Source organism: Vreelandella lionensis (assembly GCF_044543515.1).
GTDB lineage: Bacteria > Pseudomonadota > Gammaproteobacteria > Pseudomonadales > Halomonadaceae > Vreelandella > Vreelandella lionensis.
Genome location: NZ_JBITWC010000020.1, coordinates 55,923 through 73,783 on the forward strand (window position 1 = coordinate 55,923; position 17,861 = coordinate 73,783).

The 17,861-nt window shown below is 57.3% G+C and carries 16 protein-coding genes; 11 read left to right on the forward strand and 5 right to left on the reverse strand.

Annotation, left to right across the window (positions count from 1 at the left end; all coding sequences use genetic code 11):
- Nucleotides 1-15 precede the first annotated feature (15 nt).
- Genes ACIGG6_RS13115 through ACIGG6_RS13125 form a run of 3 tightly spaced genes read left to right on the forward strand, consistent with a single transcriptional unit; the run spans nucleotide 16 to nucleotide 3,659 of the window.
- Nucleotides 16-1,464 carry a TrkH family potassium uptake protein gene (locus tag ACIGG6_RS13115; protein WP_253502142.1) on the forward strand — a complete coding sequence of 483 codons (1,449 nt, stop codon included), beginning with the start codon at nucleotides 16-18 and terminating at the stop codon, nucleotides 1,462-1,464.
- Between the two features lie 39 nt (nucleotides 1,465-1,503).
- A complete protein-coding gene (locus tag ACIGG6_RS13120; RefSeq protein WP_253502139.1) occupies nucleotides 1,504-2,757 on the forward strand; it encodes a TraB/GumN family protein in 1,254 nt (417 codons plus the stop codon).
- Nucleotides 2,754-3,659: a DMT family transporter gene (locus ACIGG6_RS13125; protein ID WP_399844954.1), complete on the forward strand. Its 906-nt coding sequence runs from the start codon at nucleotides 2,754-2,756 to the stop codon at nucleotides 3,657-3,659. Before ACIGG6_RS13120 ends, ACIGG6_RS13125 begins: the two co-directional genes overlap by 4 nt.
- 5 nt (nucleotides 3,660-3,664) lie before the next feature.
- Here ACIGG6_RS13125 and ACIGG6_RS13130 read toward each other — a convergent pair whose 3' ends face one another.
- Complete coding sequence (locus ACIGG6_RS13130) at nucleotides 3,665-4,426, reverse strand: tRNA-uridine aminocarboxypropyltransferase (protein ID WP_399844956.1); 762 nt, start codon at nucleotides 4,424-4,426, stop codon at nucleotides 3,665-3,667.
- Between the two features lie 171 nt (nucleotides 4,427-4,597).
- On the opposite strand from ACIGG6_RS13130, the gene bioB reads away from it, so the two are divergent.
- From bioB to bioA, 6 genes are read left to right on the forward strand one after another with little or no spacing between them, the layout of a single operon-like run.
- A complete protein-coding gene (bioB, locus tag ACIGG6_RS13135) occupies nucleotides 4,598-5,686 on the forward strand; it encodes a biotin synthase BioB (RefSeq protein WP_399844957.1) in 1,089 nt (362 codons plus the stop codon).
- The gene (bioF, locus tag ACIGG6_RS13140) at nucleotides 5,673-6,818 is read left to right on the forward strand and encodes an 8-amino-7-oxononanoate synthase (RefSeq protein WP_399844959.1); all 1,146 of its coding nucleotides are present in this window, start codon (nucleotides 5,673-5,675) and stop codon (nucleotides 6,816-6,818) included. Before bioB ends, bioF begins: the two co-directional genes overlap by 14 nt.
- Nucleotides 6,815-7,537: an alpha/beta fold hydrolase gene (locus ACIGG6_RS13145; RefSeq protein ID WP_399844960.1), complete on the forward strand. Its 723-nt coding sequence runs from the start codon at nucleotides 6,815-6,817 to the stop codon at nucleotides 7,535-7,537. Before bioF ends, ACIGG6_RS13145 begins: the two co-directional genes overlap by 4 nt.
- On the forward strand, nucleotides 7,534-8,319 hold the full coding sequence (locus ACIGG6_RS13150; RefSeq protein ID WP_399844963.1) for a methyltransferase domain-containing protein: 786 nt from the start codon (nucleotides 7,534-7,536) through the stop codon (nucleotides 8,317-8,319). The genes ACIGG6_RS13145 and ACIGG6_RS13150 overlap by 4 nt, the downstream gene beginning before the upstream one ends.
- Entirely contained in the window at nucleotides 8,316-9,038 is a 723-nt protein-coding gene (bioD, locus tag ACIGG6_RS13155) for a dethiobiotin synthase (RefSeq protein ID WP_399844965.1), read from the forward strand. Before ACIGG6_RS13150 ends, bioD begins: the two co-directional genes overlap by 4 nt.
- Nucleotides 9,035-10,303, forward strand: a complete 1,269-nt coding sequence (bioA, locus tag ACIGG6_RS13160) for an adenosylmethionine--8-amino-7-oxononanoate transaminase (protein WP_399844968.1) — start codon at nucleotides 9,035-9,037, stop codon at nucleotides 10,301-10,303. Before bioD ends, bioA begins: the two co-directional genes overlap by 4 nt.
- Before the next feature lie 185 nt (nucleotides 10,304-10,488).
- Here bioA and ACIGG6_RS13165 read toward each other — a convergent pair whose 3' ends face one another.
- The 3 genes from ACIGG6_RS13165 to ACIGG6_RS13175 form a co-directional block, all read right to left on the reverse strand.
- Nucleotides 10,489-11,202: an SIR2 family NAD-dependent protein deacylase gene (locus ACIGG6_RS13165; protein ID WP_159341157.1), complete on the reverse strand. Its 714-nt coding sequence runs from the start codon at nucleotides 11,200-11,202 to the stop codon at nucleotides 10,489-10,491.
- A 32-nt stretch (nucleotides 11,203-11,234) separates the two neighbouring features.
- Nucleotides 11,235-13,001 carry a bifunctional isocitrate dehydrogenase kinase/phosphatase gene (gene aceK, locus ACIGG6_RS13170; RefSeq protein ID WP_399844970.1) on the reverse strand — a complete coding sequence of 589 codons (1,767 nt, stop codon included), beginning with the start codon at nucleotides 12,999-13,001 and terminating at the stop codon, nucleotides 11,235-11,237.
- Nucleotides 13,002-13,098: 97 nt separating this feature from the next.
- Nucleotides 13,099-13,611, reverse strand: a complete 513-nt coding sequence (locus ACIGG6_RS13175) for a CIA30 family protein (protein WP_399844971.1) — start codon at nucleotides 13,609-13,611, stop codon at nucleotides 13,099-13,101.
- A gap of 520 nt (nucleotides 13,612-14,131) precedes the next feature.
- Between ACIGG6_RS13175 and ACIGG6_RS13180 the strand changes: the two genes are divergently transcribed.
- Complete coding sequence (locus ACIGG6_RS13180; RefSeq protein ID WP_399844973.1) at nucleotides 14,132-14,320, forward strand: Tar ligand binding domain-containing protein; 189 nt, start codon at nucleotides 14,132-14,134, stop codon at nucleotides 14,318-14,320.
- Between the two features lie 89 nt (nucleotides 14,321-14,409).
- Nucleotides 14,410-15,873: a methyl-accepting chemotaxis protein gene (locus ACIGG6_RS13185; protein WP_399844974.1), complete on the forward strand. Its 1,464-nt coding sequence runs from the start codon at nucleotides 14,410-14,412 to the stop codon at nucleotides 15,871-15,873.
- 109 nt (nucleotides 15,874-15,982) lie between these two features.
- Here ACIGG6_RS13185 and ACIGG6_RS13190 read toward each other — a convergent pair whose 3' ends face one another.
- Nucleotides 15,983-17,737: an HD domain-containing phosphohydrolase gene (locus ACIGG6_RS13190; protein WP_399844977.1), complete on the reverse strand. Its 1,755-nt coding sequence runs from the start codon at nucleotides 17,735-17,737 to the stop codon at nucleotides 15,983-15,985.
- Nucleotides 17,738-17,861: the final 124 nt, after the last annotated feature.

A 17,861-nucleotide genomic window follows, 5' to 3' on the forward strand; every position in this document is an offset into this window, starting at 1 on the left:
GAGACAACCACTACTATGAGTTTGCGGGTCATTCTACGTATTTTAGGGCTGCTACTGATGCTCTTCAGCCTCACCATGCTGCCACCTATGCTGATGTCACTTTGGTTTCGCGACGGCGTTTGGCACGCCTTTATGAGCGGTATTGCGATTACCGTCATCACCGGGCTCTTGCTCTACTTACCCAATCGCCGTGCCCATAAAGAGCTGCGTATCCGTGACGGCTTTATTATCGCCGCGATGTTCTGGACGGTACTGGCCCTATTTGGTTCGCTGCCGCTCATGCTGTTTGGCGAAGGCTCACTGAGCATTACCGATGCGGTGTTTGAGTCGTTTTCCGGCCTGACGACCACCGGCGCCACGGTGATTACCGGCATCGATTTTTTACCGGAATCGGTACTCTACTATCGCCAGCAGCTACAGTGGCTAGGCGGTATGGGGATCGTGGTACTGGCCGTGGCCATTTTGCCCACCCTGGGCGTCGGGGGGATGGCCCTTTACCGCACCGAAATTCCTGGGCCATTGAAAGACTCCAAGCTAACCCCACGAATTACCGAAACCGCTAAAGCGCTCTGGTATATCTACGCAACGCTCACGTTTGCTTGCATGGTGGCCTATATGCTGGCGGGGATGAGTTGGTTTGATGCGCTGGGGCACAGCTTCTCCACCGTCGCCATCGGCGGCTTTTCAACCCACGATGCCAGCATTGGCTACTTTAATAGCGCCGCCATCGAACTTATTTGCATTAGCTTTATGCTGATCTCTGCCTTCAGCTTTAGCCTGCACTTTATTGCCTGGCGAGAAAAGCGCTTACTGCACTACTTCCAAGACCCGGAAGCGCGCTTTCTTATGCTGTTTTTAGCCGGGCTCACCACGATTACCGTGATTACCCTGTGGCTCACCGATACCTACGATGACATCGTTGGGCTGCGCCATGCGCTGTTTGAAGTCGTCTCAGTGGCCACCACCGCAGGCTTCGCCGTGGCGGACTTTTCCGGGTGGCCGGGCGCACTACCGTTTCTGCTGTTTGTGGCCGCTTTTGTCGGCGGATGCTCCGGCTCTACCGCCGGGGGGATGAAGGTCATCCGTATTATCCTGATCTTGAAACAGGGCATGCGCGAAGTCATGCGGCTCATTCACCCCAATGCCGTGATTGCCGTTAAAGTCGGCAAAGTGAGCGTTCCCGATAGCATCGCCCAGGCCGTGTGGGGATTTTTCTCTGCCTATGTGATGCTGTTCTTTTTGATGCTGGTGGGCGTGATGGCGACGGGAGTCGATCAGGTAACGGCGTGGTCCTCCGTAGGCTCGGCGCTGAACAATCTTGGCCCCGCCTTAGGAGAAGCCAGCAGCCACTATGGCGATCTGCCCAGCCTCGCCAAATGGATTTTAGTGCTTGCCATGCTGCTGGGCCGCTTGGAAATTTTTACGGTACTGGTGCTGTTTACCCCGGCTTTTTGGCGCCGTTAAACGCGCATCACTCGTTACTTTTTTTGTTGAGACTTTTTAATGAATCAAGATGATGCAACACCGCTGGCCCAGGAAAGCAGTTCCCTCCCAGCTACCAGCGGCCCGCTGAAAACCATTCAGGTGGGCGGCACGTACTACACCCTGCTAGGCACCGCCCACGTCTCTGCCGAGAGCGCCAACGACGTTCGCCAACTGATCGACAGCGGTCACTTCGATGCCGTCGCCATTGAGCTGTGTGACGCCCGTCACCACAGCATGGACAACCCAGACGCCATGGGCGAGCAGGACTTGTTTCAGGTGTTCAAGCAAGGCAAAGCGGGCATGGTGGCGGCGAGCCTGGCGCTCGGAGCCTTTCAGCAACGGATCGCCGAGCAGTCCGGTATTCAGCCGGGGGCTGAGATGCGTGCAGCCGTTGAAGAGTGCCGTACGCGCAACCTGCCGCTACTGCTGGTAGACCGAGATGTCGGCATCACTTTGAAACGCATTTATCGCAACGTGCCTTGGTGGCAGCGCTTCTCGCTCTTCTCAGGGCTGATTGGCAGCGTGCTTTCTCGCCAGGATGTCTCCAAAGAGGACATCGAAAAGCTCAAAGAGGGCGACATGTTGGAGGCCACCTTCAGCGAGTTTGCCGCTGAATCGGAAGCGCTCTATACGCCCTTAATTCGTGAGCGTGACCGCTACATGGCGCTACGCTTGGCGGAAGAAGCGCCGCCAGGGCGCTACCAAAATGTACTGTTGGTATTGGGTGCCGGGCACTTGAAAGGCACCAGTGAGCACTTAGAAGCGCCGCTGCCGGAAAACCCCAAAGTCGAGCGCGAATCGCTTGAAGCCTCGCCGCCGCCCTCCAAACTGTGGAAAGCCGCCCCTTGGCTGATTACCGCCCTGGTCATTACCGGATTTGTGGTGGGCTTTTCACGCAATACCGACCTTGGCTGGCAGTTGGTCATCGAGTGGTTTTTGATCAACGGCATCCTGTCTGGCGGTGCGACGATTGCAGCGCTTGCTCACCCGGTCACGGTGATTGCCACCTTCTTCGCTGCACCGCTTACATCACTTAACCCCACCATTGGAGCAGGCTTTGTAGCGGCGGGGGTCGAGCTGTATATGCGCAAGCCCAAGGTGCGCGACTTCTCCACTCTGCGCCATGATGTGACGCAGCTGAAGGGCTGGTGGAAAAACCGCGTCTCTCGCACCCTGCTGGTATTTATTCTCGCCACGCTGGGTTCGGCGGTGGGCACCTGGGTAGCTGGTTTTAGAATTGCCGGCGCTCTGTTTGGTGGCAATGCGGTATGAACACGATTAGACAGGCACCCTGGCAAGCCGATGCGCTGCTCCTGCTAGTCACTGTATTAGCCGCAGGCGGTTGGATCTTTTCCAAAGAAGCACTAGCAGGCATGCCGCCTTTGCTGTTTATCGGCACACGCTTTTTATTAGCCGGGCTGATCCTGCTAGGGTTTGCCTGGCCTACCCTAAAGCGTATGCCGGCACGCCGGGTGCGCCGCGGCCTGCTGGTGGGCGTTTTGTTCAGCGCGGCGATCGCCTTTTGGGTACTGGGGCTTAACTACTCCGACCATCTGGGCGAGAGTGCCTTTATCAACAGCCTGGGGATTCTCCTGGTGCCTGTAGTGGCACGAATGCTGTTTGGCGACCGCCCACCTCGCTCCACTTGGGTCGCGCTACCCGTGGCGCTGCTCGGGTTTGCCCTACTATCGCTCAATGCAGGCTTTAATATCGAAGCCAGCCAGTTGCTGATGGCCTGCGCCGCCCTCTGTTTTGCACTGCTGATCAACGTCAATACCCGCGTGGTGCGTAACGTTCCGGCCTTATCCCTCACCACGCTTCAGCTTATTTCTGTTGGCGTGGTGCTGACAGGGCTATCGCTGGTGGTGGAGCACCAACCGCTGACCATGAACACATCGATTCTCGGCTGGTTTATGGCCAGCGTCCTGCTGGCGAGTTCACTGCGCTTCTTCTTGCAGATTAAAGCTCAGAGCATGACCACGCCAAGCCATGCAGCGGTCATTTTGATGTTAGAAGCAGTATGGACTGCGCTGCTGGCAGCGTGGTGGTTTAGCGAAACCATGACTCTACTTCAGTTGCTGGGCTGCAGCCTGATTTTCGCCGCGCTGCTGATTAACCGCTGGTACTGGGTGCGCAAAGTACTGTTACGCTGGCTGCCAGGCCAAACCCCTTAATGCTCCTACTGTTGCCTGTCTAACAGCCGCTGCATAGCAGGGGTGGGCTCGGCAATCTTGCGATAGTAGCGACTTTCCGCATAGCTATCGTTGAACACGTCAAAGTAGTCATCCAGCACGCTTGCCGCTGTTTCATCACCGCTTTGGCGCAGCAGCTCAATGGCCACCTCGGCGGTGCACAGATGCGCTTTCGAGGCGGGCTTGCGCAGCCGGTAGCGGGTCTCCCGCTCGGTGCGCAGCGGCAGTACCGGCAGTACATCCAGGTAAGGGCTTTTGCGGAACATGCGCCGCGCCTGACGCCACGTGCCATCCAAAATGATGAATACCGGTATGCGCGCCTGCTGCTTGGCGGCATGCACCGCGTCAATATCCACCACGCGGTCGGCGTAATCCGGCTGGTCGTCCGGGAAAATCACGAACGGCGCGTAGCGCGGGTCTTCCAGCAGCGCCGCCAGCGTGTCGTCCGGCGCGGTGCGATACCAGGTAAACACGCGGGTATTGGTGAGCACGTCGCCAATCAAACGCCCGGTGTTGGTCGGTTTGTAGTGCTCGATGGAGTGGGTCAACAGCCATACCTGAGTGTCGCTCTCCGCCTTGACCTGATACGGGCAGAGGCAGTTCAGCTCGGGCAAGTTGCAGCCTTCGCAGCGTTTGACGAAGCTGCCCCGCGCTTTGAATTCACGCCGAGGCGGGCGCGGATGCCCGGTGGCCGGGTCGCGGTCGGTCAATGCATAGTGCTCGGGGGGCAGCGAGGTCGCGTCAGGCATCTGCGCTCCAGTGGGTCGTCAAAGGGCGCAGAGTATAAAGCAGGCCATACATCCTGACGAATACTCCCTACAGTCAAGCACCATGGTAAACCAACATTCTTCAAAAAGTTGACATCCTCAGCACAGCCCCGCTAGAGTCCTGTCAACTTTCAAAAGAATATAGGTTTACCCGTGACCGCTACCTCGACTGCTTCTCACGCGGCGGATGCCGCGCCGCGCCACGACTGGACGCTTGACGAGATCAACGCGCTGTTTGCGCTGCCCTTTAACGACCTGCTGTTTCAAGCCCAGCAGGTGCACCGGGCACATTTCGATGCCAACGCGGTGCAGGTGTCTACTCTGCTGTCGATTAAAACCGGGGCCTGCCCAGAAGACTGCAAGTACTGTCCGCAGTCGGGCCACTACAACACCCAGTTGGAAAAAGAGAAGCTGCTAGAAATCGAGAAGGTAGTGGCCCAGGCCCAGGCGGCCAAAGAGGCTGGCGCTAGCCGCTTCTGCATGGGGGCCGCGTGGCGCAGCCCACGGGATAAAGATTTAGTGGTGGTGGAAGAGATGGTGCGCCAAGTGAAAGCGCTGGGGCTTGAGACCTGCATGACGCTGGGTATGGTCGACGGTGAGCAGGCCACCCGGCTGGCGGCGGCCGGGCTGGACTACTACAACCACAACCTCGACACCTCCCCCGATTACTACGGCGAAATCATCACCACCCGCACCTACAGCGACCGCTTAGAGACCCTAGCCACCGTGCGCGACGCCGGTATGAAAGTGTGCTCTGGCGGTATTTTGGGCATGGGCGAAGGCGCGCAGGATCGCAGCGCGCTGCTGCAGCAGCTGGCTAAGCTCTCTCCGCACCCCGAATCCGTGCCTATCAACATGCTGGTCAAAGTGCCGGGAACGCCACTGGAGAACGTGGAGGATTTAGACCCGCTGGAATTCATCCGCGCCATTGCCGTGGCGCGCATCATGATGCCCCAAAGCCATGTGCGCCTCTCGGCGGGCCGCGAGCAGATGAGCGAATCCACCCAAGCGCTCGCCTTCTTGGCCGGTGCCAACTCCATTTTCTACGGCGACAAGCTGCTGACCACCAGTAACCCCCAGGCAGAGCGCGACCGTGCGCTGTTTGCCAAGCTGGGCCTGCATCCCGAGCGCCGCGATACCTGCGAAGACGATACACAGCGCGCCGAGCGGCTGGCCCAACAGGCGCAGCGTAACGCCCAGGCAGAGCTCGCTGCGGCGCTGGCGGTGGATGCCAGTGTCTGAGGTGTGGCACCAGCGCTTAGCGGTAGCCCGCGATGAGCGCGAGCGCCAGCAGCGCTGGCGCAACCGCCGCGTCTCTGCCCATGGGGCACTCGACTTTGCAGGCAACGACTATCTGGGCCTTGCCCAAGACCCACGGGTTCAGGCGGCCCAGGCCGAAGGCGCGAAACGCTTTGGCGCAGGGGCAGGGGCGTCTCACTTAGTCAGCGGGCACCTGGGCATTCACGATGCCTTGGAAGAAGCGCTGGCGGAGTGGACCGGACGCGAAAGAGCGCTACTGTTCTCCACGGGCTATATGGCAAACCTGGGCGTACTGCAGGCGCTAGCGGATTCGAACACCGCGATATTTCAGGACCGATTTAACCATGCCTCGCTGCTTGATGGTGGCGCGCTGAGCGGCGCCCGCTCCCGGCGCTACCACCATCGGGATGTCCACGACTTACAGCGTTTGCTTGCGCGCAGCACGGCCACCCATAAGCTGGTGGTGAGCGACGGCGTGTTTAGTATGGATGGCGATATCGCTGACGTCGGCGAACTTGCCAACATCAGCCAGAAGCACGGCGCCTGGCTGATGATCGACGATGCCCACGGGCTCGGCGTGCTCGGGGAGAGCGGCGCAGGCTGCGTGGAGGGATGTGATAGCCAGGACGTGCCGATCTTGGTCGGCACCTTGGGCAAAGCGCTGGGCACCTCAGGCGCGTTTGTGGCGGGCGACGCTGCGCTCATCGAGCACCTGATTCAGTTTTCCCGCAGCTATGTGTACACCACCGCCCAACCGCCCGCGATAGCTGCCGCCACGCTAGAAGCGCTTGCCATCGTGCAGCGGGAGCCGGAGCACCGCCAACGGCTCGCTCGCCATATTGACTACTTCCGCCAGCAGGCAGCCCTCTTGGGGCTGCCCCTCGGCCACTCCCACACGCCGATTCAACCGCTGCTGCTGGGAAGCGAGCAGCGCACCCTGGCATGGGCGGCCACGTTCGATGAGCACGCTATCCAGGTAGGGGCGATTCGACCGCCCACGGTGCCCAACGGCGAGGCGCGCCTGCGTATCACGTTAAACGCCCGCCATACTCAACGGGATATCGATCGGCTACTGGAGGTGGCCACTGCCTGCCTGAACGAGGAGCAGCGATGAAGCTCATCCTACTCTCGGGCTGGGGCGTCGACCGCCGTATATGGCAGACGCTTTCGGAGTACTGGCCCGGCAATGTCGAACCCAGCGCAGTGGAGTGGCCCGGCTACGGCGAATCTCCTGCGCTACCTACCCCCACACACATTGAAGCGCTCGCCGAACGGATGGCACCCGAGCTACCCAGCGATGCCGCCTGGGTGGGCTGGTCACTGGGTGGGCTGCTGGCCACAGCGCTGCTTGATTACCTGCCGCTGCCCAAGGCCCTGCTGCTGCTGGGCGCAGGCAGCCGTTTTTGTAGTGACGCGAAGAATGAGGGCGGTGTGAGGAGTGACGAGCTTGCCAGCTTTCAGCGCGCCTTCCACCGAGACCCTGTTGCCACGTGGCGGCACTTTCTGCGCTGGCAGGCCCAGGGCGAACTCAATGCCCGCGAGGCCCACCGCCAGCTACGAGCCCAGTTAGGTGAGGCTCCCCACGCCGATACCGACACGCTCGCGCAAGGGCTCATGTGGCTTGAAACGCTGGATAACCGGGCACTGCTTGCCAGCCCTCCCTGCCCTATCCGCCGATTGGCAGGCGCTCACGACCCGCTGCTACCAAGCAGCACGCGCCAGCAAGCGCTTCGGCTGGAAGCCGCAGGGCACTGCCCCATGCTCTCCCAACCCGCCCCACTGGCGGCACGGCTGGCCGAGCAGGCCACGCGCGCGCTACAGGAGCCGCGATGAACACACCGGTCACCTCGCTTCCACTGCCCCGCTGGCAGGAGCGTGTCGCTCGGGCTTTTTCACGGGCGGCACCACGCTACGATGATCTCGCTAGCGCCCAGCGCGACATTGGCGAAACGCTCTGGCAAACGCTGCCGGAGAGTGCCCAGCACGTGCTCGACCTTGGCTGCGGCACCGGCTACTGGACCCAGCGGCTGACGACCCACTACCCAAACGCCACCATCACCGGGCTTGACCTGGCGCCGGGTATGCTCGCCCACGCCCAGGCGCAATATGGCGATGCCATACGCTGGCAACAGGGAGATGCCGCCGCGCTGCCGCTGGACGACGCAAGCGTGGATCTCGTGTTCTCTAACCTGGCGATTCAGTGGTGCCCGGATATCGGCGCGGTGATGCAGGAGTTGGCGCGGGTGCTCGCCCCTGACGGGCAGGCGCGCATCACCACGCTACTGCCCGGCACGCTGAGCGAAGTCGCCACCGCCTGGCAGCGCCCCGAGGCCCTGTTGCAAACGCCGGATGCCAGCGCCGTACAGCGGGCCATTCAACAAAGCGGCCTGCGCCTCACCCAGCACGCCTGCGATCAACGGCGTTTTTTCTACCCCGACCTGAATGCCGTGATGGCCTCCATCAAAGGCGTGGGAGCCCAAGTGGCCAGACCCAACGCTCGGCTGAACCGCCAAGCGCTTGCCACCGCCCAGGCCCGCTATGAGTCGCTACGCACGCCACAGGGGCTGCCGGTGAGCTACCACTGCCTGACGCTACAACTGGAAAGCGCAATATGAATAACAGCTATTTCGTCACCGGTACCGACACCGACGCGGGCAAAACCCTGGTCACTAGCGCGCTGCTGGGCGCCGCCCGCCAGCGCCAGCTCACCACGCTGGGGTTAAAACCGATTGCCTCCGGCAGCGAGGCCACGCCCAGCGGCCTACGCAACCGCGACGCCCTGGCGCTACAGGCGCAAAGCTTCCCGCCGGTGGAGTATCCAACGGTGAACCCCTGGGCCTTTGCCCCCGCCATTGCGCCGCATCTTGCCGCTCTGGAAGCAGGTGCGGTGCTTAACGTGGCAAGGGTTACTCAGGCGCTCAGCGAGACGTTAACCAGCACGCCACGGGATCTGACGCTAATCGAAGGCGCAGGCGGCTGGCGAGTGCCGTTGAACGAGGCGGAGGACTTTTCCGACCTGCCCTGCGCGCTCGGGCTGCCGGTGATTCTGGTGGTTGGGCTGAAGCTGGGTTGCCTGAACCATGCAAGGCTCACCGCCGAGGCCATCGCCGCCGATGGCTTCACGCTGGCGGGCTGGGTAGGCAGCGTGGTGGACCCCGCCTTTGCCGACGACAGCCCGCGCTTTGCAGCCAATGTGGCGCTGCTAAAACGCGCCCTGCCCGCCCCTTGCTTGGGCATCATTCCTCATTTGACCACGGCGGATGCGGCCACCGCGCAGCGCTACCTCTCCCTTGATGCGCTGCTCCCCCTCGCCACCCAGGAGGCGACGCCATGAACTCCCCCGTTTGGCACCCCTACGCCCATCTCAAAACCCAAACGCCTGCGCCCAAGGTAGTCAGCGGCAGCGGCAGTTACTTTACGCTGGAAAGCGGCGAGCGCCTGCTGGATGCCACCTGCTCCTGGTGGTGCATGATTCACGGCTACGGCCATCCGCGCCTCGTCGCCGCCATTCGCGAGCAGGCTGGGGAGCTTTGCCATGTGATGCTGGGCGGCCTGACCCACGACCCCGCCGACCAGCTGGCAAGGGCGCTGGTGCGCATTACCCCGCCGGGGCTGAACCATGTGTTCTTCTCCGATAGCGGCTCGGTGGGTATGGAAGTGGCCATGAAGATGGCGCTGCAGTATCAGGTGCTGAGCGGCCACCCCGGTAAGCGCAAAATGCTCTCGCTCATGAAGGCGTACCACGGCGACACCACCGGCTGCATGGCGGTGTGCGACCCCGAAGAGGGCATGCACAGTCTGTTCGCCAGCCTGCTGCCCCAGCACCACTTTGCCCCAGCCCCCACGGCCTCCTTCGACGCGACACCGCAGCAGGTAGAGCGGGACCTCGCCGCGCTGCGGGAGGTGCTAGCGCGCCACCACCATGAGATTGCTGCGCTCCTGATGGAGCCGCTGCTGCAAGCGGCGGGCGGGCTGAACATGACCTCGCCTCACTACCTGCGCGGCGCACGGGCGCTGTGCGATGAGTTTGGCGTGCTGCTGATTTTTGATGAAGTCGCCACCGGCTTTGGCCGCACCGGCAAGCTGTTTGCCGCCGACCACGCGGGCGTCACGCCAGACATCATGGTGCTCTCCAAAGGCCTGACCGGCGGCTACTTGGGCCATGCGGCCACGCTGGCTAACGACCGGGTTCACGGGGCATTTATTGGCGACAGTGAGCACCACGCTTTCATGCACGGCCCCACCTTTATGGGCAACCCGCTGGCCTGCCGCGTGGCGCTGGAGAGCCTGAAGGTGTTCGAGGAGGAGCACTACCTGGAGAAAATTGCCGCGCTCAGCCAAACGTTACAGCGCGAGCTATTAGAAGACGTAGCGCTGCGCGCACATCCGGCCGTAGCGGACGTGCGCGTATTAGGCGCAACGGCGGTGATCGAAGCATACAGCAGCGAGGCGCTGAAAGGCGTTGCCGCGTTTGCCCGAGCGCGGGGCGTGTGGCTGCGCCCCATTGGCCGCTGGCTTTACACCATGCCCGCCTATATCGCGACAGATGCCGAGCTCACCCAGATTACCGGGGTAATGAAAGCGTGGTTTTTAGAGTAGCGCCTCTAGTGTGCTATCGGCCGGTTCGAACAACCCGTAGTGGGGGTCTTTCGCCAGGGCCGGCCAATGTTCCCAACAATACCGGCATTCCCGCCATCCATGGCGGTCAGATGGCGAAAGTAGCGCCCATGGAGGGGTTCACAGCGCCCCCGCCTAGGGTTAAGCGAACCTCCCCAGTCGTTAAATCAAGGTAAGATCAAATTCCCCTGCTTACGCCACTGGTTAACCAGCGCTGGCACACCTTCCCCCGCCGTGGTATTGATCGCCAGCACGCCGGGGGGGCTAAGCTCATCGGCGTCGGGGTCCACCAGCGCACAAGGGGTGTCGTAATCGATATAAGTGAGCAGCGATGCGGCGGGCATCACCGCCAGCGAGGTGCCGACCACAAGCAGGAAATCCGCCTGGCTCACTAGCTCGCAGGCCTCTTCGAACAGCGGCACCGCCTCGCCAAACCACACCACGTCGGGGCGCAGCTGGCTGCCCTTATCGCACACATCGCCCAGGGCAATACCCCCCTTTAACAGCGGGTAGCGCAGCCGTGCATCCACCGATGAGCGCGCCTTCAAAATCTCGCCGTGCAGGTGCAGCACGTGGCGCGAGCCTGCCCGCTCGTGCAGGTCGTCGATATTCTGGGTAATCACGCTGACCTGAAAGCCATCCTGCTCCAGCGCCGCCAGCGCTTTATGGGCGGCGTTGGGCTTCGCACGGCGAATCTGCTCCCGGCGCTGGTTATAGAACGCCAGCACCCGCTCCGGGTCTTGCCGCCACCCTTGCGGCGTGGCGACCTCTTCCACCGGGTGATCCTCCCAGAGGCCATCGCTGGCGCGGAAGGTTTGAATGCCGCTCTCCGCGCTGATTCCCGAGCCGGTAAATACCACCAAGTGCGGGGCTGAAGTCATGCTATCCTCGGCTTACGTCGTCCAGTAAACGCCTAATGTACCAGTTGCCCCACGGTGCCCGCGAACCGCTGCTTGTTGCGATACGGGTAAACGTCAATCACCCGCCCATCAAGAATTGCCCGCTGTAGCGCTAGCCAGTAGTCCGGGTCGAACAGCTCCGGGTGCTGCTCTGTGAACAGTGCGCGCAGTTCCGGGTTGGCAAACATAAACGGGCCAAACTCTTCGGGGAAGATATCGTTGGGGCCAATAGATAAACTAGCCCCGCCATCCATGTAGCTGTCGTACCCCTGGGATTTGGAAATATGGCGGAAGCGACACTCGGTGAGATAGCTCACCTCGTCGTAGTCGTAGAAAATCACCCGCCCGTGGCGAGTGACGCCAAAATTCTTCAGCAGCATATCGCCAGGAAAAATATTCGCCGCCGCCATCTGCTTGATGGCGTTGCCGTAATCTTTTAGCACCATCACTCGCTCATCGGCGCTGCACTGCTCCAGATAGATATTCAGCGGCGTCATCATTCGCTCGGTGTAACAGTGCTTAATGATCACTTTATCCTCTTTCAGCGACACCGTGGAGGGCGCGACCTCTAGCAGGTGGGCCAAACACTCCGGCTCGAAGTGGTCCTGGCGGACGATAAAGTTGGAGAACTCCTGGGTATCGGCCATCCGCCCCACCCGGTCGTGGCGTTTTACCAGCCGGTACTTCTCCCGCACGATGGCGTGGGTGACCTCTTTGGCAGGGTCGAACTTATCCTTAATAATCTTGAACACGGTGCGAAAGCTCGGCAGCACAAACACCGCCATCACCATGCCCCGCACCCCCGGCGCGATCATAAACTGCTCTTCGCGTTTAGCCACCTGCTGGTTCAGCGCGCGGAAAAATTCGGTTTTGCCGTGTTTGAAAAAGCCAATGGCGGCGTACAGCTCGCCCTCAGGCTTGTGGGGCATGAGCTGTTTTAGGTAGGCGACGAACTCCCCCGGCACCGGCACCTCTACCTGAAAATAGGCGCGGGTGAACGAGAAGATGATCGACACTTCATCGGTTTCGGTGAGGACCGTATCCAAATGCAGGCAGGGGTCGCCGCCCTGCTGCTCGCCATACCCTTCGCCATGCAGAACGGGCAGCACCAGCGGCACCTGCTCGCCGCCGCCTAACATACGCCCAACGAGGTACGCGCCTTTATTGCGGTAGAACACACTGTTGAGCAGCTCCACCTGGGCATCCTCCGCCTGCCAAATCGCGGCGGGAAGCTGGGCTTCCAGCAGGCTAGCGCCGAGCTGGCTATCGCGTTCCAAACTGGCAAAGGGGGACTCAAACGGGGCTTCACTCAGCGCCCAAGCGAGTGCCCCCGCCCAGTCGCCGTTGACGTAATGCCTGCGGCACAGCTCGATGCCCGAACGGTGCGCGGCATCTTCCCGGGAGCTGTACACAAACATCCAGTCGTTGCGGATATGGCGATGCTGAAACACCGAGCAGAACAGCGAATTAAAGAAGGTTTCCGCCAGCTCGTAATCCAGCCGCTGGCTGATCAACTGAGCGTAGTGCCCCCGCGCTTCCCGCCACGTCTCACAGTGGGCCAGCACCTCCTGGGCAAAGGCGGGCTGCAATCGGTCGAGCGTCTCCTCGACTTTTTCACCGTACAGGTTGATCCGCGCGGCGGAGGCCTGCTGCGCTTCACGCCAGGCGGCGTCGCGAAAACGGCGGCTGGCATCTGAGGTGATCTGCTTGAAACGCGCACGGTACTCATCGAAACCGTGCAGCACAGTGGCCGCTAGGCGATACGCGGGGGAGTGTTTCATCACGCTGGCTCACGTCGAAAAAGAGCTTCTCAGATTCCGTGAACGGCACACTACATACGAGACGACCTTAGTCCTGTAACTGTCAGCCCTGTCAGTGTCAGCCTTGTGAATACGGCGCAATGGAGGCTATCTCCAGGCGAAACGGCCCGGCAGTGCGGTCGGCAATCAAGAAACCGAGCTGGTGAATAGAATCCGGGTCGAGAGGCGGTGCGCTGGAAAGCAGCGTGCCCCGGCGCACCGCCTCGAACTGTGCCCAGGTGAATTGATGCGTTTCCCACTGATGAGCCGTAGGTGTGAAGGCGATGCGATAGGCGCTTGCTTCGTCCAGCGCGCTGCTTTTGAGCCGTAGCTGATAGGTGCGACCATCGCCGCGCACGCGAAGCGTAACTCCTTGGCTGTGTGCTAGGGTCGGCTCAAAGCCGTTGGGTTCACGGCGCACCGAGGCAAAGCCGCCGCCGTTTTCCAGTGACACCTCGCCATAAAAGCAGCCAGCGCCAGCGTCCACGCGAAAGCCGCTTTGGGACACGCCGCCCATCACACCATCGTCCACGGCGTACCAGCGCCGCTGCTCTGCCTCGGCCATGCTTGTATCGGTGAAATTAAGCGTCATCAAAGCTCCCTACCTTCGCCAGTCTTTGACACCCTCCGATCACTAAATCAGAGATAGTTAATAGTGAAGACTAAACAGCAGTTTAGCGATCTTCCCTCAACAAATACTATACAAGCCAAATAAATATAATATCTTTTGTTAAACGACAATATTAGCCAGCATTAAAAATGCACGTTTTGAAACAGCTCATCACGCAAAACAAAATTTTGTAAATAAAAACCACGTAACAAAAACGAAAAATTCTATGTTATTCACTAGAATAATCAAATTTTTTTTCTGATTGATGTCATAAAAAAGAATGATGATGGAAAGACATTAGCCAACGGTAGCGTTACAATCCTAAATCATAAGCAATGAAAAAAACTATTATTAATCATTGCTATCTTGCTATGCGTGATGACCGGCGTGCTTCAATAAATTATAAAAATAGCATGACCAGCCTCCGCTTTAGCAGGTTGCCTCCATCACCTGTTGAGTTACTGCCCTAGTAACCTTATATCTTTGCTAACGAGGGGAATACATGAAAAACATTCGCATCCAAAATAGTCTAACTGCCGCCATGGTGCTGCTTATTGTGATGGTGTTAGCCATTGGGACTCTCGCCATTTCATCTGCACGAAACAGCTTAAGTGATATTAATGAGCTCGCTGAACTTAGCGCCGAGCAGGTGGCCGCAGCAAACCGCATGGAAGTAAACCTCATGGAGTAAGTGATATTAATGAGCTCGCTGAACTTAGCGCCGAGCAGGTGGCCGCAGCAAACCGCATGGAAGTAAACCTCATGGAGTTGCGGCTGCGCATGGCCAGATTTGTTGACTACAGCAGCGAAAATAACCCCGATACAGATACTTCCCTGGTGCAAGCCCAGCGTAGCTTAGAGCGGACTATAAAGCGCTTTGAAGAGCTACACTCCTACGATGTCACCGAAGGGCAGGAGCGCTACCCGTACTACATAGAAGTCATTACCCGCTTTGAAGAATTGGTAACGCCAGCGCTTCAGCAAGCGATGGCTGAGGGCGATCCCACACAAATTGCTATGCAAGAGCAGCGCCTTGATGCAGAAGCAGGCCCACTTACCGACGCTGCTCGTGAGTTTGCTCGCTTTGCAGAAAGCCTGGCAGATGACATGCAGGCTGAAGCTCAAGCAGCCAATCAGCGTATTATTTGGACAGTTGCTGCCGTTTTGCTGATTTCGTTACTCCTAATGGTAGGCCTACAGATTGGTTTACGCCGATTCATTGTGTCGCCGCTTAGCCGTGCAGTCACCATCTGCGAGAATATTTCACAAGGGGACCTGACCAGCCATATTGAAGATGAAGGTCGCAACGAAATCGGTAAGCTGTATCAAGCCATGCAAGCGATGCAGATTAAGCTTACCGATATGATGGTAACGCTAAACCAAACGAGCCAAATGGTGGCTCACAGCGCCCGTGAAATCGCTAGCGGCAGCGAAGACCTAGCTTCTCGTACCGAAGAGCAGGCCAGCGCATTGCAAGAAACCGCCTCTAGCATGGAGGAGATGTCCTCAACGGTTAGCCATAATAACCAAACCGCCAGCACTGCCAGCGGATTAACCTCTACTGCTTCATCAAAAGCCAGTGATGCACGCAAAGAGGTAGAGCAAACCACCGCACTCATGAAAGATATGGAGGAGCACTCTCAGCGCGTCCAAGATATTATCCAGGTGATTGAAAGCATTGCGTTTCAAACCAATATTCTGGCTCTGAACGCTTCCGTTGAGGCTGCCCGTGCTGGCGAACATGGCCGGGGTTTTGCGGTCGTCGCGGGAGAAGTTCGTAAACTGGCCACGAAAACGTCCGAATCATCCGGGCAAATTCGCAGTATTATTGATGGCATCGCTACACGTATTAAAGAGGGCACTCGGCAGTCAGAGCTTAGCGGTGAAGGTATGGAAAGCACTGTCGCGGCAGTGCAACAAGTCTCCGAGCTAATGAGAGAGATCGCCTTGGCGGTTAATGAGCAAGAAAGCGGTATCAACCAGGTAACGACGGCTATTACGCAAATGGACTCTGCGACTCAGCAGAACGTCTCTTTAGTTTCAGAAACCAGTACCGCAGCGGCTTCTCTGCAAGATGAAGCGAACCGCCTCGCAGATTTAATCGCCACGTTCAAATTAAATGTAGCGCAGCCCACCACAGCACCCAAGCCCTTTACGGCTGCTCACTCACTGCCTGTCCAAAAGCACAGTCTTGGCCACACACTGGTAAAACATAGCGAAGAGCCGAGCTGGGAGGAGTTTTAATGAGCCAACTGGTTACTTATAAACAATAATATTGCCTCTGAGGCAATATTATCCAGACTACAATGAATTACCTAAAAAACCGCCCTGAATAGCCAGGGCGGTTTAGAAATCATAACTTAAGAAATTTTACACCATAATCATTAGGATCAACAACGCCTTCTAACCTTCCTATCTGGGAAAAGTCCCCTGCATCCAAAATGCTATCAATATTGGTATCCATAAAGGCAAGATTCTTCACTACGTTCACCTTAACTGGCATTCCTTTACTGTCAATATCAATAATCCAAGCCAAAAAACCACCGGAAAACTTAGCCAGACTCCCGATAGGATAAAGTCCATAACACTGAATAAATTCAACCAATGTTGCCTTATCATAGCTCTGATAGCTATCACTTACTAAACGATAAGCATCAAGAGGGGTACGTGGCTTTATTCCATTACGTTCATAGGTAAGCTTATTAATTATTTTTATTACTGACAGTAAAATCACGTTTTCAGATAATTGAGGGCCTTTCAATCCCGAGGGGTAACCCGAGCCATCTAATCGCTCATTGGCATTTAATAGTATATCTTTACATACTGGGCTAGGTTTCCAGTTCAATGATACAAGTTTATCCCATAAAACATTTGGATGCTGCTTTAGTAACGTTTTCTGTCGAGGTGTCATATTAGACTTAAGCGATGGCAGTTCCTCGCTCACTAACAAAGGCTTACCCATGGTGTGCAATAGCGTGCCTACCATCACCTCTCGTACTTGGGTAGAGTGAGCATCGCGAATAAGCATAATATCTGCCATTTGCGCGGCAACACGCACAGCATGCCTAACCCACTCTGGCTCATTGTGAAGGAAAGTAAGTGCATATAGCAGCGCTTTACGATCCTCACGAACGAGATAGAGGATAGAGTCCGCACAGTCATATATCACTTGTTCGGGAAAGTGATTCCGGCTTTTGATATACATCAAAGCATATTGCAGTTGGTGTGCTAACTCTAGAATACCGCGCTGCATAGGAGATTGCCGCTGGCGATTTTTTTGATCTTTCTCTTCCCGCTGTAGCATTTTTTTCTCTCTTGCACCAGGCACGAAAAGTGGAGAGTGGTCAGTGAAACGGCCATTAGCGCCCGACCGAAAGGCGGCTTCCCTTTCTACTTCATTAACAAAATAGTAGAGCTCTTCGGCTTGATGTGGTTCGAGATTAGAAAACTCTATTCCTAATGCAGCATATCCATGATTACCAAAGGGTCGCATATGCCGCACAATTCCTTCCGTAAAAAAACTCGCACCGCTAGGAAACTCAATAGTCACTCCTGGCACTTGCTGTCCTACTATCAACGGAACAGCATCTTCAATAGCTACATCTACTAAACAGCCACCGACGGAAAGATTCCTCAAATTGCCAGCAACCACTAAGCCACTAGCAAACACTTCAACACTTACTCTAGCTCGCATCCCTAATATAAAAGGTATGCGTACAGCACCTCGCTGTTCCATCAAAAATACAGAGTTAGGTAACTGGCATTCTAAGCGATAAGTGCCACTATCCACTTTAAGCACCTTAGCAGCGACATTGCTGATACTGTAGATATCGCGCGCTAACGCTGAGTTTTTTATTGTTCCATCAAGCGGATGCAAAGCTTCAATGTCAAAATTTATCAGTCCATTATTTAAATAATTATCGATACTTTGCCCATAGTACTCTAAATTTAGTGTCAGCAAGCCACTCTCGACATCAAGATCGACTACTTCAGCTTGTAATGCATAAGGCATATCTTTTGCATAAATACAAAGCACATACTGGCTTTTCAAGAACGATTGTACAACTTGTGCCGAAGGATTGCGCAGGGGAGCAGAAGAATTAGGCATAAAAACACCTTTTTTTAAGTATTTTTTTGAGGTCAGAGCGCAGAGGAGGCTGCCTCTATAGTTTAATACTTAGCTAGCTATAAATCCTAGCTCTCCTTCAACTTTCCCAAGGAAAATTTTAAAA